This is a genomic window from Sinomonas gamaensis, assembly GCF_005876955.1.
Lineage (GTDB): Bacteria > Actinomycetota > Actinomycetes > Actinomycetales > Micrococcaceae > Sinomonas > Sinomonas gamaensis.
On record NZ_SSCL01000012.1, the window covers coordinates 71214 to 87822 of the forward strand.

Here is a 16609-nt window from a genome sequence, read left to right on the forward strand (position 1 = left end):
GAAAGAGTCCCCGTGGCGTTCATCCTGACCTCCCCTCCCGCTCCAACCTCACCGCCCGCTGAACTCACAAGAGCAGCGGATGACGCCGTCACCTCCTCGCCGCGCCGGGCCGCGTCCCGTGCACGCAGCAGAGCCCTCGCGAGCCTCCCCGCGCACGTCCTCCTCGCGATCCTCGCGCTCGTGTCGGTCTACCCGATCTACTGGATGTTCGTCACGGCGTTCCGTCCCACCGCTGAAGCGCTCTCGACCAATCCTCTTCCCGGCCCGGTGAGCCTCGAGAACTTCCTCCAGGTGTGGCAGCAAATTCCGATCGGGAGCATGCTGGCCAGCACTTTAGGCATGGCCCTCGTCCTCGCCGGGGCGCAGCTCCTCGTGGCCGTCCTCGCCTCGTACGGCTTTGCCCGCTGGAGCTTCCGCGGCAAGAAGGCGCTGTATCTGCTGTTCGTGGGGTCTTGGCTCGTGCCGTTCCAGGTCACGATGATCCCGAACTACTTGCTGGTCTCCCAGCTCGGGCTGCTCAACACCGTGGCCGGCGTCGTACTCCCCCAGCTGTGCTCGGCGTTCGCGGTCATGATGCTTCGGCAGCACCTCGAGTCGTTCCCAAGGGAGCTGCTCGATGCGGCGCAGATGGACGGGCGCTCGTCCTGGTTGACGCTCTGGCAGGTGGTCGTGCCGAATCTCCGGCCCGCCCTCGCCGCGCTGGCAATCATGCTGTTCATCAGCGCCTGGAACGAATACCTGTGGCCATCACTCATCATGCAGAAATCCACAGCGCTCATCCAGGTCGGCATTCGGGCGTTCCTCGGCGCGGAAGGAAACAACTGGGGAGCGATCATGGCCGCGAGCTCCATCGCGTGCCTTCCGATCTTCCTCATCTACATCTTCCTGCAGCGCTACGTCGTGGACGCGTTCGTGCGCTCGGGGCTCAAGTAGCTGTCTCACCGCCCGGTCAGGGGCGGCGGGAGCCGCCCGAGTCAGTGCGGGTCGGCAGGACGAGGATTGCGTCGCCGACCGGCCGTTCCGCCGTCCCGGAGGGGGTGTTGACGACGGCGCCCTGCGCGACGGCGGTGGTGGAGCCGCCGCCGTCGAGGTTCATTGCCTGGACCATGCCCAGCGATTGGGCGACGTCGGCCTCCTCCTTCAGGCTCAGCCCGAGCGAGCTGGTAGAGCGGCCGTCTGCGGTGACGAGCAGCGTCCGGCCCTCAGCATCGGTGCCGGCGAACGTGCGCGGGTTGCGCTTGTGGACCCAGCCGTAGTAGAAGCTGTTGGCATCGTTCCGGTGGACCATGCCGTCCTGCCGGACAGTTACGTCCTCCTGCCCGTCCTTGACCAGCAGCGGGCCGCCGTTGACCACGCTCGTGTCCTTCGTCGTCATCAATGACTTGCCGTCTTCGCCCAGGACGTCGGCGCTGACCTTGAGCTTCTGCCCCACGTGGGCGAGGGCACGCAGCTGCTCGACCTCGCTTCCGGCGGCCTGAACGGTGTGCCCGCCTGTTGGGATTGTTGCTCCGCGAGACGCGGAGACTGAGGTAACTGTGTCGTGGGCGTCGAGCGTGACCTCAAGGCCAGTTCCCGCGGGTGATGTGGCCCCGAATTGGGGAGTGAAGGCCACGAGCTCATCGGCGTTGGTGCACGTGACGTCCTGTTGGGGCTGCTCGGTGGGCTGGTCGCCCTTCTCACCGCAATTGCGGATGAGCCCGGGGGCGCGGTTGAGGCCGGTCAGGGGCAGCGTGGCGCCGGCAGCATCGAGCGACCCCTTCCAGGTGAGTCGCTCAATGCTGGTCCTGTTGTTCGCGCCGTTGAGGATGAGTCCGGGCCGATTGCCGACTGGCTCTCGGAGCAGCTGGCCGTCGTAGACGCCGACCCCCGCGGGATCGCCGGGGGCTCCGGCGGCGGGATCGAAGACGAAGAATCCAGCGTTGGTGCCCGCGATCGCGTGCTGGGCCGCTGCGAGCTGACTGGTGGTCTCCGGCTTCTCAAGGTCGGGGCCAAAGGACGCTGCGAGCTCTCCGTGGTACTGCTTCGGGTCGATCGTGATGACGTCGAGGTTCCATGGGCCGCGTGTCTGAGAGCTGGTCCCGAGATCGCCGTCCCAGCCGCTGTAGACGACCGAAGAGGCGTAGCCGGCGGCTTTGATCTGATTCACGACGGCGGCGCCGTCCGCCTTCTGCGCGAACTCGCCTGCGCGCACGCGGTAGCCGAGCGGGCCGCCGGCGTCGGCCAACTGCGGGGAGACGACCTGCTCGACCCGGGCGACGACGCCAGCAGCCTGAAGCTTGGCGGCCACTGCTTGGGCGGTGGCCTGGTCGGAGAGGGCCGAGGCTGGCGCGTCGGGATCCGGGGAGGTGGAGGGGATGGCGACTTCTGCCGTCCAGAACAGCGAGCTGTCCGTTCCGCCGCGGTGGATGGCGGTGAGCGTGACCCCGGGGGCGAGCTCCTTCTGGGTGCGGGTCTCGGGCAGGTCCTGGGCGCCAAGGTTGAGGTGCGCTGCTTCGACGGGGGCACTCGTCTGAGCCGCTTGGGATGCGCTGGCGGGAGTCAGGAGGGCCGATGAGACGGTGAGCGCCGCGGTAGCAGCGAGGAGGCTTTTTCGGGTTCTGGTTGAACGCACTGTCCAAGGCTAGGTAGCCGGCGAGCCAGCATCCGACGAGTTCAGAACACGTTCCACCGGTCTTTGCCAACTGTTAAGTCCACATGGTGAATGTGTCCCGAGTGACTTCTCCCTGCAAGGCCCACAGCGCCGACCTACCTGCCCTCCTGCCCACGACGCGGCGGGGCTTCCTGACAGCCGCGCTCACCGGCGCGGCCCTGACCCTGACGCCGATGACCTTTGCGGCGGCCGACAGCGGCACCAGCACGAAGACCATCACCGGGCACCTTGACCCCGGCGCGGCCGACTTCGTCTACCTGCCCGTCGACGTCCCCGCCGGAGTCAACCGGATCAGCGTGTCCTACACGTACAGCAAGCCCTCGGTCCCCTCGGGCCTGCTGTCCAACGCCTGCGACATCGGGATGTTCGACGAGCGTGGCACCGATCTCCAGGGCAAGGGCTTCCGCGGCTGGTCGGGCGGCTTCCGCACCGAGTTCACGATCAGCGCCTCGGACGCCACCCCGGGCTACCTCCCGGGCCCGATCGGCAAGGGAACCTGGAACGTGATCCTGGGGCCATACCAGGTCTCCGAGCAGGGCATGGACTACACCGTGACGGTCACCCTTGAGCACGGGCCCGACGGCGCCCCTTACCGCCCGCAGTACCCTGCCCAGGCGGTTCCCGGCCGAGGCGCTGGCTGGTACCGCGGCGATGCCCACCTGCACACCGTCTACTCCGACGGCAAGCGCACGCCCGAGGAGGTCGCCGCTGGTGCCCGCGCGGCGCGCCTCGACTTCATGATCTCCACGGACCACAACACGCCCGCCTCCCATGGTGTGTGGGGGCCGCTAGCAGGGAACGACCTGCTCATCCTGACCGGCGAGGAAGTGACAACCCGCAACGGCCACTACCTCGCTCTCGGCCTCGAGCCGGGCGAGTGGATCGACTGGCGGTACCGCGCGCGGGACAAGGGCTTCGAGGACGCCGCCCAGCTCATCCACTCCAAGGGCGGCCTCGTGGTCCCCGCTCACCCGTACTGCCCGTATGTCGCGTGCCGCTGGAAGTTCGGGTACGGCGACGCCGACGCCGTCGAGGTCTGGACCGGGCCGTGGACGGTCGACGACGAATCGTCGGTCAACACTTGGGACTCGATGCTGGTCGAATCAGCCCGGACGAACGGGCGCTGGCTGCCGGCGATGGGGAACAGCGACGCCCACAGCGCCCCCCAGGTGATCGGCTGGCCACACAACGTCGTCAACGCCGCAGCGCTTTCCCACGACGCCGTGCTCGAGGGCATCCGCAGCGGCCGGTCGTGGATCGCGGAATCGGCCGACATCACCCTTGATTTCACAGTGAAGTCAGGCGGCAAGACCGCGGGGATCGGCGAGCGGCTCGACGTCGCCCACGACGCCCCGGTCACGGTGACGGCCGCCATCGGCGGGGTGCCCAACGGCGTCGTCCGTTTCATCACCGACGAGGGCCAGACGCAGCAGATCACCCTCCCCGCCTCGGGCCGAGGCACCAGCACCTGGCTCACCACGGCCCAGCTTGTGGCGTACATCCGCGTCGAAGTGCGGCACCCGAAGGGCGACGGCACCTCCGGCAGCGGCACCGAAATGGGGCCCAACCTGCCGCTCGGCCCCATGGCGGCCCTGACGAACCCGATCTTCCTCGGGTCCAAGTAGGCGCAGGGAGCCACAGAGAGGGACCCCGCCGGGAGTTTGAGCACTACCATGGGTGGATGGCTGGCAGCCGTAATCCACTCGACGACCTGCGGGGAACCATCGTCCATCTGGCCGATCAGCTCAAGCTGCCCGGTTCGGAGCGCGTGGACGAGCTGGTCAGCGATCTCATCGGTGCGAGGCCCGGGCCGGCCAGGCCGCTGTCCGAGGTGCAGGCCGAGCTCGATGCGCTGGTCGGGCTGGAGACGGTGAAGGAACAGGTTCGGGCCCTCGTCGCCTACCTTCAGGTCCAAGCCCGCCGGAAGGCGCACGGCCTGCCGGAGGTGGCCACATCACAGCATCTGGTGTTCCTGGGGAACCCGGGCACGGGAAAGACAACCGTGGCGCGGCTCCTGGCCGAGATGTACCGCGCGGTCGGCCTGCTGCAGAAAGGCCACCTGGTCGAGGTCGACCGCTCGGGTCTGGTGGGGCAGTACGTAGGGGCGACGGCCATCAAGACGGACCGGGTGATCCGACGTGCCCTGGACGGCGTCCTGTTCATCGACGAGGCCTACGCGCTGGCCCCGGAGGACGGCCGGATGGACTTCGGCCCCGAGGCGATCGAGGTCCTGCTCAAGCGCATGGAGGACCACCGTCACCGTCTGGTCGTGATCGTGGCCGGGTACCCGCGGCTGATGGAGGCCTTCTTGCTCTCGAACCCCGGACTGCGCTCCCGGTTCGCCCGCGAGATCACGTTCCCCGACTACTCGGTCGACGAACTCCAGACGATCTTCCACCGGATGCTCGCCCAGCACGAGTACACGCTGGAGCCCGGCGCGGACCAGATGCTCCGCAGCATCCTCACTGGGCTCCACGCGGGCGAGGACTCAGGCAACGCACGATTTGCCCGGACGCTGTTCGAGCAGGCACTCAACCGCCAGGCGCTGCGGCTGTCCCGCGATGACGAACAAAGTCTCGACGCGCTCGATCGTGAGGCCGTCATGACGCTCACCGCGGACGACATCGAGGAGGCCGCGCTGGCCTTGGGCGAGGAGCCGGAGCCGGAACCGACGCCGGAACCGGAGCAGTCACCCTGGTGGCGCCGCTGGCTGGTCTGACCGGAACTGCGGCCGCAGGCGTGCAGGGCTGGTCAGGTAGAGGCACTCACCCCTTGTAGCTGTCGGGGATCGAGGGCAGGCCGAGGGTCTGAACGGCTGCGGTCCAGTCCGTGGCGAGGGCCTTCTGAGCCGCCGCGAGCTGGACCTGGTGCTCGCGGATGGCCTGACAGACGTATTCCTCGACCCGGTCCTTCGAGTTGTGCACCACCGAGGACTCGGACCCCGTCCCAGGTAGGAAGGTGTTGGCCTCGGGCCAGAGGTTAGCGAGGTTGCTTGAGCCAGCGGCGCAGAGGGGCACCAAGTGGTCGAGTTCGTACCGGGACGACTGTGAGGCGGGGATGCCATAAGCGGCGAGGACTTTCTTCTTCGCTGCGTCTGTCATCGCCGCTGGCGGGCGCACCGAGGACGTATAGCCCCCGGAGCGGCCCAGTGTGGAGTCGATGTTCGACTGGGTGACCGTCGGGTCGATGGAGCCTGGGGTGCACGACGGGTCTGGAAGCTGGCCGCCGTTCGTTGCGGTGCCGTAGTGGCAGCTGTTCGGGGCGGGCATCGCGCCGTCCAGGCCCGCCTCGGTCCAGCCGTGGCCGTTCGCGATGACGAGAGCGGAAGTGCCTCGTGACCCCGGCTCGGATGGGATGGGCTTCGAGTGCTCGGAGGAGGCACTCTGGGCTGGGCCGGCAGTGGGAATCTGGGCGCACGCGGCAACAGGCAGGAGGGCGCCGGCGAGGGCGAGTGAGGCTAGGATTCGTCGGTGGTCCATGCCGGTCATGTGTACGGTTTCCTCCCCCGTGTTGATGTCCCCTGCGTTGGACCGCTTCCGGCCCTCTCCGCGGTCCACTCGCGGTGCAGGCTGCTGGTCCGTCGGTGGTCCACTTTAGACTGGTCTACCCGGACAGAGGCACGCGCGGACCCTTGGGATGCACACCGCGCACGGGAGGCGATAATCGACGGATGCCCTCCTACGCCCCGCTGACACCCGACGCGCTGGTGTCCATGGTTGCCGACCGCTGCCTCGCGCGCACAGGTCGGACCAGGGTCGCCATCGACGGCGCGGAAGCGGCCGCGCCAGCCGAGCTCGCAGGGAGAATCGCCGCGAAACTGCGTTCGACGGGCAGGCCAGCCGAGGTGGTGGAGCTGAAGGATTTCCTGCTGCCGGCCTCCCAACGGCTGGAGTTCGGCCGTGAGGACCCGAACAGCTACCGGGAACGCTGGTTCGACTTCGCCGCGCTGGCCCGCGAGGTGCTGGACCCGCTCGCCGCGCCGGGGGCGGCGCACTGGCTGCCGCGGCTGCGCGACCCTGAAACCGACCGCTCGGTTCGCGCCGAGCGCCAGCCGGCGCCCGGTGGCCTGGTCCTGCTGGTGGCGGGACCCATGCTGCTGGGCCGCTGGCTGGACTTTGACCTGTCTGTCGCTCTGCAGGTCGATGAGCGTGTGCTCCGCGAACGCACACCCGCGGAGCTCGCTTTCACCGTGGACGGCGTCCTCGAGCACCAGAGAGAAAACCGCGAGGAACCGGACATCCTGGTGCGGTATAACCACCCGGAACGGCCCGCCGTCGCGGTTGCCGTCTGATCACGCCATAGGGTCAGCGGAGGTCACGGCCCCGGAGTGGGACCACCGTGAGCGTCGTGGAGGGCATGGCGCTCGGCCTACCGGCCACCGCGGGGGAAGAACGGCCGCCTCTGGGATCGAGAAGTCCCAGAGCGCAACGACCGACCGATATGGGGTGCACGTCCGTCACCGCGCACGCTCCTCCCTCTTCGGCGTGGGAGTGCACCGGCTCGGAGGCCACGAGGGGCTCGTGTGTCCCGCTGCGCTCCGGTGAGCGCCTCGACGCCCGAGCTGACCGTGTCCTTCACCTTGTCCTTGACGCCCCTCAACGCATCGCCGACCGCGGCGAGGGTGGAATTCCTGCCCGTGGGCTTCGCCCTGTCCCTCCCCTTGGGGCCCCCGCCCTTCGCCTTGTCCTTGGCGCTCCTGCCCCTGGCCTTGTCCTTGGTGGGAGCGTTTCCCTCGGAGATGTCGTTGAGCTTCCCGACCAGCCCCTCTATCGAGTCGCCGACCTTGCCGAGGCCGCTGTTCACCAGCGATGACGCGTAGCTGCCAGCGGCATTCTTCAGCCCGCTCAGGTCGAGCTTTCCAGTCAGTGGAAGAGAGCTCCTCTTTTCGTCCATGACCGCCTCCTCGCGGCTTACTCTGACATGAGGATCTTGGTGAAGCGGCCCAACTTGTCACGGCGATTGTTCAAGAGGCCCTTGATTGATTCAACGATCGCACAGCCACGCCCCGCTGACTAGGAGACGGTTTGGGGAGGTCGATGGCTGCCCCCCTGACGCCCTGGATGTTCGCGAGGATCCAGATCGGGACCCTATTCGTCGAGCGTCAAGACACCAACGGGCAGCGCAACGCGGATCTGAAATGCGCTGTAGTCTTCCTCCTCGAAGTCGGCTTCCCCGGCTGACCCTCTGGCCCTGCAACGGCGCCGGCTCTAGTATCCGCTTCGTGGACTACATCCCGTCAGACCGGGTCTACATCGAGGACGACCTCGGCCTCGACGCCCCATGGCTCGCCGCCCGCCTCCACGACGACCCAGCCCTTCTGTCCCTCAGCGACAACGAGCTCACCGTTGTGGACGTCATCCCCTCCGATCGGCCCGAGGCGCTCACCGTGTTCCTCGTCGACGTCGCCTCCGGTATCCGGCATGTAGCCGAGGTGAAGCTCGGCGACGCCGACCTCCACCAAGTCGTGCGTGTCCTCGAGTTCTGGGCCGACCGCCAGGCCGACCACCCCGACGCCGAGCACCAACCATCCGTCGTCGCCGAGCACATCACTCCCGAGGTGGCACGCGCGGTGCTCATGGCCCAGGAAGTCGTCCCGGTCGGAGCCTACGAGCTGCACGCGCTCCACGTGGGGGAGGCCGTTGCCCTCCACACCGAGCCTGTGGAACCTCCAGCCACCGCGGACACCGACTCCGACGAAGAGCTCGCGGCCCTGCTGGCCGACACACTCGAACGCCTCGACCCCCGGGGTCCCGAACACCACACCGCCCTGCGGCAGCGGATGATCGACCGGCTCAAGCGCGAATCCCCCTGAACAGCCACGCCCCAATGTGACTGGAGGAGCCTCTTGGGGCGAACCGGTTCGTCAGGAAGGACGCCCCATGCTCCGCGCGCTCACGGGTCTCTCGGAAGATCCGATGGCGAACAGCTGCCCGTACGGCCCGCTCACTCGAAGGAGCTTCTCCGCCGGTCGTTCAGCCGGCTGCTCCATAGATCGGGCACGGCCACCTTGAAGCGCCGACCGGTGACAGTTCTCGGGGCGAGGCGCACATAATGGGATTTGCTCCCGGGTTCCCACGGCTCAAGCCCGAGGGTGTCAACGGCCGATCGCTCCCCCTGGCTCTCGATCAAAGCCGCGGTGCCCTTGACCACGACGCTCCAGGCTTCTTCGTCACGGTCGTCGTATCCATCGATCTCGATTGCTGCCTCGGCCCCTTCCATCAGTTCCAGGAGCTTGGTACCGGCACCGGTGCGGAAGGCGATGGTCCTACGCTCGACAATGAAGTTGATCGGGAAGATCTCGGGGTGCCCGTCAACGACGAGCGCCAGCCTGCCGGTGACCGTGTTGGCCAGCAGCCTCCAGCATTCATCCAAGGCAAGTTCCCCGGTCTGCGGCGTTGCGTCCATGAGAACAAATAGTAGGCAGCATGGGCACGCCGCGATACTGGCTGACCGGCTTCTCCTTCCGCCCGACGGTATGGGTCGCTGGGTCTGCGTCTGTCAGCGAGAGTCCCAAGGACAGGCGCCTCCCCTGGAATGGGGGCTGTGTTGTGAACGGCGGTGCGTCCGTCGGTCGGTCCCGCAGCCTGAGGCCCTTGCTCGGGGAGGAAGGTCGGGCGCACCTCGGCGCATGGGCGGGACCCGTTGCTGTAAGGGCCAAAGAGTGTTGGGCAGCCCAAGTACCTCCGCCAAGCGTCTCGCCCTCGGGTCGTCGCCAGTAGTGCCACAGGGCCCTGCAGTGGTGCTCGCAAGCTGAACCCGAGCTCACCGGTCGCGTCCCCTTCGGACTGACCGTCTGCCTTGACCTATCGAGGCCTGCGGCCCGAGAGTGTCCCATGTGAGGCGTGAGGCGGTCAAAGAGTACTTGGCCAGTGCCCTGTGGGCGATGCCAACCGCGGCCGTCCTCCTTGCGCTCATCGCGGGGGCGGTTCTGTCGGCGATCCTGATTGACCCGACATCGCCTCTTGCAGCCCTCCTGTTCCAGGGAACCTCCGACGACGCTCGGAATCTCCTCATCAGCATTGCAAGCACAATGGTCACAGTCATCGCCCTCGTGCTCGGGCTGACTGTTGTAGCCCTCCAGCTCGCGTCGACCCAGTTCAGCCCCCGGCTGCTGAGGAACTTCCTCCGCGACATTCCCAACCAGCTGACCCTGAGCGTCTTCGTCGCGACGTTCGCCTATAGCACGGCAGGGCTCTACACGGTGGGCATCGCGAGCGGCCAGCGCATCGAGAATTACCCGCGCCTTGCCGTCAGCGGTGCGCTGCTGCTCCTCTTCGCGAGCATGGTCATGCTCGTCTTCTTCGTGCACCATCTCACGCATTCGATCCAGATAGACCAGGTCATGAAGAGCGTGGAGAAGGCGACCCTGAAGGTGCTCGAGAGCTCCTTCGTCGAGGGCGATCCACACGTGCGCCTGCCAGAACCGCCGCGGGGAGCCACTGCCTTGCCCGCTGCGAGGTCGGGGTATGTCCAAGCCGTACACGTTGATGCGCTGGTCGGAGTGCTCGAGGAGCTGGGCCTGAACGCCCGGATCGTTCCGATGGTCGGCCGCCACGTCGTCGCCGGGGCACCCCTCGCGTGGGTGTGGGGCAGCAAGGACGACGGCGAACGTCCCCTCGCGCCGGAGGCCGTGGCTGAGCTGCGCCGTGTGCTCTTGCGGAGCGTGCGTGTCGGCTATGAACGCACTCTCGAGCAGGATGTCGCCTTCGGCATTCGGCAGCTCGCCGATATCGCGTCGAAGGCGCTTTCACCGGCCGTCAACGACCCCTACACCGCGAATCAGGCGGTGGACCACTTGGCCTCTATCCTTTCTGCCCTTGTAGTGCGCCAGCACGGGTCCCACGCGGTGAAGGACGCGCAGGGAAAGGTGCGGCTTCATGTGCCCGCGCGGGATTTCGACTACCTTATGGAGCTCGCTCTGGGGCAGGTGCGTCGCTATGGGGCGAGCGAACCACGTGTGGTCCGTGCCCTTCTCCGGGTGTGTCGCGATCTCGCCTGGTTCAGCGACGAGGTCCATCGCGCCGTCATCCGACGTTACGTAGAGACACTCCTCGACGACGTCCAGCGCGTGATTCCCCAGACAGCAGACCGCGAGCCTCTGCTCGAGGAGGGAGGCACCGTGCTGGCTGCCCTCGCTTGACTGCCCACAAGCAAGCCCCGGGTCAGAGGAATCATTGGGGTCGCGTGAATAGCTTCTCGGGATGGGTCGGTTCGTCAGGGTCGACCTGCACCAGCACCTCGTCGCCGGCGGCCAGGACGGTTGAAGGGTGCACTTGAATGGATCTGCCGTTGCGGAGGATGAAGCTGATCCAAATGTCGTCGCCGAGCCCGAGGTCACGTATCGCTCTCCCGTCGGCCTGCGCTCCTGAAGCGACCCGGTAGCGTTCTAGGCCCTGCGGAGGCTCCGTGAACCGCAGTCCCAAGCCCCATGGCGTGGGTTCGACTGTGTGCATCGGGATTCTGCAGCGGGCGGCCACCCAGGGGACAAGGCCCCCTTGGACCAGGACCGAGAAGGCCACGACGATGAAGATGACGTCGTAGATGCGCGTGGTCCCGGGCATGCCCGAGCTGAAGACGAAGGTCCCCAGGAGGATGGGCACGGCTCCCTTGAGCCCAGCCCACAGCACGAATGCTCGTTCCCCAGGCCTGAGCTTGACCGGTATCAGAGCAAGCCCAACGAGCACCGGGCGGATGACGAGGGTGAGGGCAATCGCCATCCCGAGTCCGATCAGCCACGCGTTGCGGTCGGGCAGCGTTCCCAAGTTGACGGTGAGCCCGAGGAGGACGAAGACCACGATCTCTGCGATGCTCGAGAGGGACGCGTGGAAGCGCCTGATGTCGCCCTTGTAGGGAGCCGCCTCGTCGCCGATCATGATCCCGGCGATGAAGACGGCGAGGAATCCCGAGCCGTGGGCGACCGTGGCGATGCCGTAGAGCGCGAGGGCCCCGGCCAAGGTGCGCAGGGCGTACAGTCCCTCGTTGGGCAACTGGACCCGGCGCATGAAGACCAGCAGCAGCCGGCCGCCGCTGATCCCGACGGCGCCGCCGACGGCCATCTGAAGGGCGAAGTTGGCGATCGCCCCGCCCACGTCGATTCCGCCGGCGCCGCTGGTGGCGGCCAGGATGCTGACCATGAGGGCAATGCCCACGGGGTCGTTGGCGCCTGACTCGCCTTCGAGGATGACTCCGGTGCGGCCCGTGACCTCACGACGGCCGAGCACCGAGAACACCACGGCCGGGTCGGTCGGCGACAGCGCAGTCCCGATCACCAGGGATGCGGACCAGTCGAGTCCGAACAGCCAGTGCGCGGCCGCAGCGAGCCCGCCCGCGGTCGCGAAGGTCCCCACGACCCCGATCCACACGATCGGGAAGGCCGAGGAGCGGAACCGCGCCCACCCGATGTGCATCCCCCCGTCGAAGAGCACCACCGCCAGGGCGACGGTCACCACCCGCTGGACCGCCGTAGTGGAAACCTGCCCGAGCGAGGGGAACACATACGAGGCCGCAGCGGCGCACACGAGGAAGAGCACCGGGGCGGGGATGAGCAGCCGCGCGCTGATGCGATTCGAAAGCACCGCGGCGAGGGCCGCGAGGGCCACCACCAGGATCACCAGCCCGAACGGGCCAACATCCTCCAATTCCGGGCCTCCTTCTCAGCGCCCCATGCTCGACCAGTGCGCAGGCGATTGCATGGAATCCGCTAACAGCCAACCGTACGCCGGGACCTTGCCGCCGTGCGCGACGCCGATCTCCCGCTGGTGCCGGAAGCTCTGTCTTCCGCTGGATGGAAGCCGGCTCTGGCGCCCGGGGCTGCCGCCCCGTTCCACTTGACCTGTGTCCTCCAAGCTGTCCCCCGCCGCCAACTGCCTCGGCCGCGACCTCGCCTCCCACGTCCCGTCCGAAGCCGAGGGCGTCCTGTCCCTCGGCGAGGAACTCGGAGGCGAGCTCGCGCGGATCTGGCCTCTGGCAGTCCGGCACCTGAGGGTCCGCAGCAACGATGCCCATACCCTGTACGCCGTGGCGATTGCCCGGTCACTGCTCGCTGCGCACCCTGAGGCGGATGCCAGCGTGGTGCTTCCCGCGATCATGCTGCATGACGTGGGATGGTCGGAAGTGCCTCCGGACGAAGTGCTCGAGGCGATAGCCCCCGGCGGAGGCCGCCCGGACCTCGTCCTCCTCCACGAGAAGGAAGGAGCCAGGCTGGCCTCGGGGATTCTGTCCGCGGCGGGCATCGGTGGAGAGCGCGCGGCGAGGATCCTGGAGATCATCGACGGCCACGACTCGAGGCACGAGGCGCTCTCGATCGAGGATGCGATCGTCAAGGACGCGGACAAGACGTGGCGCCTCACTCCCCACGGGCTCGACACGGTCATGGACTGGTTCGGCCTGGACCGCGCCGCCGCCCTGCGGCTGTGCAGCTCTCGCGTCCACGCGCACCTGTTCACCGACGCCGCCAAGGCCCTCGCCCGCGGGCTCGCAGCGATCGAGTCGGCGAACCTCTGGGACGAGCGCAGAGCACTAGAGTTGCCCTGACCGGGTCCGCATCGTGGCATGAGGAGGCAGTATGGCGGGCGGGAGCAGCGAGCCGGGCCGCAGCGTCGCCTCCAAGCTGCTCGCGCTCCTGTTCGCGTTCGAATCCGGCCGGCGGTCGATGAGCCTCACTGAGCTCGCCGAAGCCGCCCAATTGCCGCTGACCACCACGCACCGGCTCGTCGGCGAGCTCGTCGAGTCGGGGGCCCTCGCGCGCGATCCGCAGGGCCGCATCCAGCTCGGAATCCGACTCTGGGAGCTGGGGCAGAACGCCGGCCGGGCCCTGCGGGACACGGCCAGGCCCTACCTCCAGGATCTCTTCTCGCTCACCGGGGAGACCGCGCACCTCGCGATCCGCGAGGGCCACGAGGTCCTGTACATCGACCGCATCTACGGCACCAAGCGGGTGCCGCGCGCCTCCCGGGTAGGCGGCAGGCTGCCCATGCACGCCACCGCTGTGGGCAAGGTGATTCTCGCCTTCGAGGAGGACTGGGTCCGCGAGGCCTACTTCAACCGCCACCTAGAGCAGCCCACCGCGTACACCCATGTGAACGCGGCCCGGCTCGCCGAAGAGCTCGTTCAGATCCGGGAGCAGGGCTATGCGACGACGGCGGAGGAAGTGCGCCTTGGCTCGGCGTCGGTCGCCGTCCCTGTTTTCCACACGGGCCGGATCGGTGCAGGCCTGGGTCTCGTGGTGCTCTCCTCTCAAGCGGGCACGATGCTCCGCTATCTGCCCACCCTTCGCGGTATTTCGGCGCAGATCGAGCGGGCGACGGCGCACATCCCCTTGGAGACGCTGCGCGCCAATGCCGGGCTTGGCCGATAGCAATCCACTTCCACTGAGTGGAAGGAGGGACAGAGCTTCCGCGCGTGATTCCGGCCACACTGGAGCAGATGCACCGGCAGGACCACCGAGCCGCTGCCACAGGTCACGGAACCATAGGAGAACTGATGTCACTGTCGACTCAGGGAACGGGATGCCCCTTCGGCTTCGGAGCGGAATCGTCGATGGCCACGGGAACGGCTCCCGCTGACGTGTCTTCCCCAGACCGCGCCCACCACGGCTACGAGCCGTTCCAGATGAAGGACCCTTTCCCGGCTTACGCCCGCCTCCGGGCCGAGGAGCCGGTCATGTACGACGAGCGGATCGACTACTACGTTGTGACGCGCTACGACGACATCAAAGCCGTCTTCGAGGACTGGGAGACCTTCTCCTCCGAGAACGCCCAGGCGCCGGTCCGCAAGCGCGGTCCGCAAGCCACGCAGATCATGAACGAGGGCGGTTTCACCGCCTATTCGGGCCTCTCCGCCCGAATCCCCCCGGAGCACACGCGCATCCGCGGGATCGTCCAAAAGGCCTTCACGCCGCGGCGCTACAAGGCCCTCGAGCCCTTCATCCGCGCGAACGTCGCGCAGCGGCTCGACGCGATGCTCGCCCGGGACACAGGGCACGGGGAGATCGTCCGGGATCTCGCCTACGAGGTTCCTACCATCACGATCCTCACGCTCATCGGCGAAGACCTCGCCCGGATCGACGACTACAAGCGCTGGTCCGACTCGCGCGCCGCCATGACGTGGGGCGATCTGGGCGACGAGGAGCAGATCCCCCACGCCCATAACTTGGTCGATTACTGGCAGGCGTGCCTCGCCTTGGTCGAGAAGGCGCACCGGGAAGGCGGCGACAACCTCGTCGCTGATCTTGTGAAGGCCCAGCAGGATGGCGCCGAGATCTCCGACCACGAGATCGCCTCGGTGGCCTACAGCCTCCTGTTCGCGGGCCACGAGACCACGACGACACTGATCTCCAACGCGCTGCGCCTCCTGGCCGCAGACCCGGCAACCTGGGCCAAGCTCGTCGAGGACCCGAAGAGGATTCCCGGTGCGATCGACGAGGTGCTCCGCTACTCCGGCTCGATCGTGGCCTGGCGGCGCAAGGCCCTCAAGGACGCCGAGATCGGCGGCGTAAAGATCCCGGCAGGAGCAGGCATCCTGCTCGTCATGGGCTCCGCCAACCGTGACGAGAGCAAGTTCGAGGAGCCGGAGGTCTTCGACATCGCCCGCCCGAACGCCCGCGAGCACCTCTCGTTCGGCTTCGGAATCCACTACTGCCTCGGCAACATGCTCGCCAAGCTCCAGACGAAGATCGCCCTCGAGGAGGCCACGTCGAAGCTGCCCCACCTGAGGGTGGACGACCCCGAGAGCATCGAATTCCGAGAGAACCTCTCCTTCCGCGTCCCCATCGCGGTTCCCGTCAGCTGGACCGAGTGAGCGAAGAAACCGTGGAGACCAACACCATGCAGGACACGCAGTACATCCAGTTCTTCGACGGGGGCACCGAGCCCACACTCGCCGCCCTCGGCGGCAAGGGGGCCTCCCTCGTGACGATGACCGCCGCGGGCATGCCGGTCCCGCCCGGCTTCGTCATCACGACGGCGCAGTTCGACGTGTTCATGGCCGAATCCGGGATCACGGGCCGAGTCCACGCGCTCCTGGCCGGGCTCAACCCAGACGACGTCGCCGAGGTCGACGCAGTCTCCGCCGCGATCCGCGCCGACATCGAGTCGTGCCCGGTCCCGGCCGACGCGCGGGCCCAGACGCTGACCGCTTACGCGGCCCTCCAGTCCCGCTTCGACGAGCCGGTCCCGGTGGCCGTGCGCTCGAGCGCGACGGCGGAGGACCTCCCCGACGCCTCGTTCGCAGGCCAGCAGGACACATACCTGTGGCTCGAGGGCTTCGACGCCGTGGGCGAGCACATCCGCAAGTGCTGGGCCTCGCTCTACACCTCCCGCGCCATCACGTACCGCCTCAAGAACAACATCCCGGACGAGGGCCTCTCGATGGCCGTCGTGGTGCAGAAGATGGTCAACGCGAAGGCCTCGGGCGTCGCCATGACGCTCAACCCGGCCAACGGGGACCGCTCCAAGATCACGATCGACGCGAGCTACGGCGTGGGCGAGATGGTCGTCTCCGGCCAGGTCACCCCGGACAACATCGTCCTGGACAAGGTCACCTTGGCCCTGGTCGCGGAGCACCTCGGGGACAAGCAAGCCGAACTGGTCCCCGATCCTGCCACGCGCCGGCTCGTGGAGCGCGAGGTCGACGCCGATCGCCGCGCCCGCCGCTGCCTCACCGACGCGCAGCTCACCGCCGTCGCGATGCTCGCCAAGCGAGCCGAGAAGCACTACAAGTGCCCCCAGGACATCGAGTGGGCCCTCGACGCGGACCTGCCCGAGGACGAGAACCTCCTGCTCCTGCAGGCACGCCCAGAGACGGTCCACTCGGCCAAGCCCAAGGCGACACCTCAGCCAGCGGCGAGCACGCCGACGGCGGGCGGCGCCGCGACGCCTGGCTTCAGCTGGGGCTCCATCAAGCTCACTGCCTAGCCCACCACCCCTCAGAAGCACGAAGAGAAACACGAACAGAAAAAGG

General features: G+C 67.7%; 16 protein-coding genes. 11 read left to right on the top strand and 5 right to left on the bottom strand.

The genetic code is table 11. The features are described 5' to 3' along the window. Positions 1 to 12: 12 nt before the first annotated feature. Positions 13 to 933 carry a carbohydrate ABC transporter permease gene (locus E5679_RS15415; protein ID WP_249336169.1) on the top strand — a complete coding sequence of 307 codons (921 nt, stop codon included), beginning with the start codon at positions 13 to 15 and terminating at the stop codon, positions 931 to 933. Between the two features lie 16 nt (positions 934 to 949). Here the strand turns inward: E5679_RS15415 and E5679_RS15420 are convergent, their stop codons facing one another. Continuing rightward, positions 950 to 2611 carry a phosphodiester glycosidase family protein gene (locus tag E5679_RS15420; protein ID WP_138417439.1) on the bottom strand — a complete coding sequence of 554 codons (1662 nt, stop codon included), beginning with the start codon at positions 2609 to 2611 and terminating at the stop codon, positions 950 to 952. Positions 2612 to 2712: 101 nt separating this feature from the next. Here E5679_RS15420 and E5679_RS15425 point away from each other — a divergent pair, with 101 nt between their 5' ends. Further along, positions 2713 to 4275 carry a CehA/McbA family metallohydrolase gene (locus tag E5679_RS15425; RefSeq protein WP_212746978.1) on the top strand — a complete coding sequence of 521 codons (1563 nt, stop codon included), beginning with the start codon at positions 2713 to 2715 and terminating at the stop codon, positions 4273 to 4275. A gap of 56 nt (positions 4276 to 4331) precedes the next feature. After that, the gene (locus E5679_RS15430; RefSeq protein WP_138417441.1) at positions 4332 to 5369 is read left to right on the top strand and encodes an AAA family ATPase; all 1038 of its coding nucleotides are present in this window, start codon (positions 4332 to 4334) and stop codon (positions 5367 to 5369) included. 46 nt (positions 5370 to 5415) lie between these two features. Here E5679_RS15430 and E5679_RS15435 read toward each other — a convergent pair whose 3' ends face one another. Continuing rightward, positions 5416 to 6138: a hypothetical protein gene (locus E5679_RS15435; RefSeq protein WP_138417442.1), complete on the bottom strand. Its 723-nt coding sequence runs from the start codon at positions 6136 to 6138 to the stop codon at positions 5416 to 5418. Positions 6139 to 6320: 182 nt separating this feature from the next. Here E5679_RS15435 and E5679_RS15440 point away from each other — a divergent pair, with 182 nt between their 5' ends. Next, the gene (locus E5679_RS15440; protein WP_138417444.1) at positions 6321 to 6941 is read left to right on the top strand and encodes a nucleoside/nucleotide kinase family protein; all 621 of its coding nucleotides are present in this window, start codon (positions 6321 to 6323) and stop codon (positions 6939 to 6941) included. A gap of 77 nt (positions 6942 to 7018) precedes the next feature. Here E5679_RS15440 and E5679_RS15445 read toward each other — a convergent pair whose 3' ends face one another. Continuing rightward, positions 7019 to 7543 (bottom strand): hypothetical protein, encoded by a 525-nt coding sequence (locus E5679_RS15445; protein WP_138417446.1) that lies wholly within the window; start codon positions 7541 to 7543, stop codon positions 7019 to 7021. 143 nt (positions 7544 to 7686) lie between these two features. Here E5679_RS15445 and E5679_RS20910 point away from each other — a divergent pair, with 143 nt between their 5' ends. Both E5679_RS20910 and E5679_RS15450 read left to right on the top strand, forming a co-directional pair. Beyond that, entirely contained in the window at positions 7687 to 7830 is a 144-nt protein-coding gene (locus E5679_RS20910) for a hypothetical protein (RefSeq protein WP_171042411.1), read from the top strand. 41 nt (positions 7831 to 7871) lie between these two features. Further along, complete coding sequence (locus E5679_RS15450; protein ID WP_138417448.1) at positions 7872 to 8462, top strand: hypothetical protein; 591 nt, start codon at positions 7872 to 7874, stop codon at positions 8460 to 8462. A 131-nt stretch (positions 8463 to 8593) separates the two neighbouring features. Here the strand turns inward: E5679_RS15450 and E5679_RS15455 are convergent, their stop codons facing one another. Further along, positions 8594 to 9055, bottom strand: coding sequence for a pyridoxamine 5'-phosphate oxidase family protein (locus tag E5679_RS15455; protein WP_138417450.1), 462 nt, complete (start codon positions 9053 to 9055; stop codon positions 8594 to 8596). Between the two features lie 430 nt (positions 9056 to 9485). On the opposite strand from E5679_RS15455, the gene E5679_RS15460 reads away from it, so the two are divergent. Beyond that, entirely contained in the window at positions 9486 to 10790 is a 1305-nt protein-coding gene (locus E5679_RS15460; protein WP_138417452.1) for a DUF2254 domain-containing protein, read from the top strand. 31 nt (positions 10791 to 10821) lie between these two features. Here the strand turns inward: E5679_RS15460 and E5679_RS15465 are convergent, their stop codons facing one another. After that, a complete protein-coding gene (locus tag E5679_RS15465; RefSeq protein ID WP_138417454.1) occupies positions 10822 to 12288 on the bottom strand; it encodes a potassium/proton antiporter in 1467 nt (488 codons plus the stop codon). A gap of 196 nt (positions 12289 to 12484) precedes the next feature. On the opposite strand from E5679_RS15465, the gene E5679_RS15470 reads away from it, so the two are divergent. From E5679_RS15470 to E5679_RS15485, 4 genes are all read left to right on the top strand, one after another. Further along, positions 12485 to 13183, top strand: a complete 699-nt coding sequence (locus E5679_RS15470) for an HD domain-containing protein (RefSeq protein ID WP_138417456.1) — start codon at positions 12485 to 12487, stop codon at positions 13181 to 13183. A 31-nt stretch (positions 13184 to 13214) separates the two neighbouring features. Beyond that, on the top strand, positions 13215 to 14006 hold the full coding sequence (locus E5679_RS15475; RefSeq protein WP_138417457.1) for an IclR family transcriptional regulator: 792 nt from the start codon (positions 13215 to 13217) through the stop codon (positions 14004 to 14006). A gap of 125 nt (positions 14007 to 14131) precedes the next feature. Next, positions 14132 to 15448, top strand: coding sequence for a cytochrome P450 (locus E5679_RS15480; RefSeq protein WP_138417459.1), 1317 nt, complete (start codon positions 14132 to 14134; stop codon positions 15446 to 15448). After that, positions 15445 to 16563, top strand: coding sequence for a PEP/pyruvate-binding domain-containing protein (locus E5679_RS15485; RefSeq protein WP_420821080.1), 1119 nt, complete (start codon positions 15445 to 15447; stop codon positions 16561 to 16563). Before E5679_RS15480 ends, E5679_RS15485 begins: the two co-directional genes overlap by 4 nt. Positions 16564 to 16609 lie beyond the last annotated feature (46 nt).

Excerpts from the sequence above, each read along its gene's own strand:
- E5679_RS15445 (WP_138417446.1), bottom strand. The coding sequence starts at position 7,543 with ATGGACGAAAAGAGGAGCTCTCTTCCACTGACTGGAAAGCTCGACCTG.
- E5679_RS15435 (WP_138417442.1), bottom strand. The coding sequence starts at position 6,138 with ATGACCGGCATGGACCACCGACGAATCCTAGCCTCACTCGCCCTCGCC.
- E5679_RS15455 (WP_138417450.1), bottom strand. The coding sequence starts at position 9,055 with ATGGACGCAACGCCGCAGACCGGGGAACTTGCCTTGGATGAATGCTGG.
- E5679_RS15480 (WP_138417459.1), top strand. The coding sequence starts at position 14,132 with ATGTCACTGTCGACTCAGGGAACGGGATGCCCCTTCGGCTTCGGAGCG.
- E5679_RS15440 (WP_138417444.1), top strand. The coding sequence starts at position 6,321 with ATGCCCTCCTACGCCCCGCTGACACCCGACGCGCTGGTGTCCATGGTT.
- E5679_RS15430 (WP_138417441.1), top strand. The coding sequence starts at position 4,332 with ATGGCTGGCAGCCGTAATCCACTCGACGACCTGCGGGGAACCATCGTC.
- E5679_RS20910 (WP_171042411.1), top strand. The coding sequence starts at position 7,687 with ATGGCTGCCCCCCTGACGCCCTGGATGTTCGCGAGGATCCAGATCGGG.
- E5679_RS15475 (WP_138417457.1), top strand. The coding sequence starts at position 13,215 with ATGGCGGGCGGGAGCAGCGAGCCGGGCCGCAGCGTCGCCTCCAAGCTG.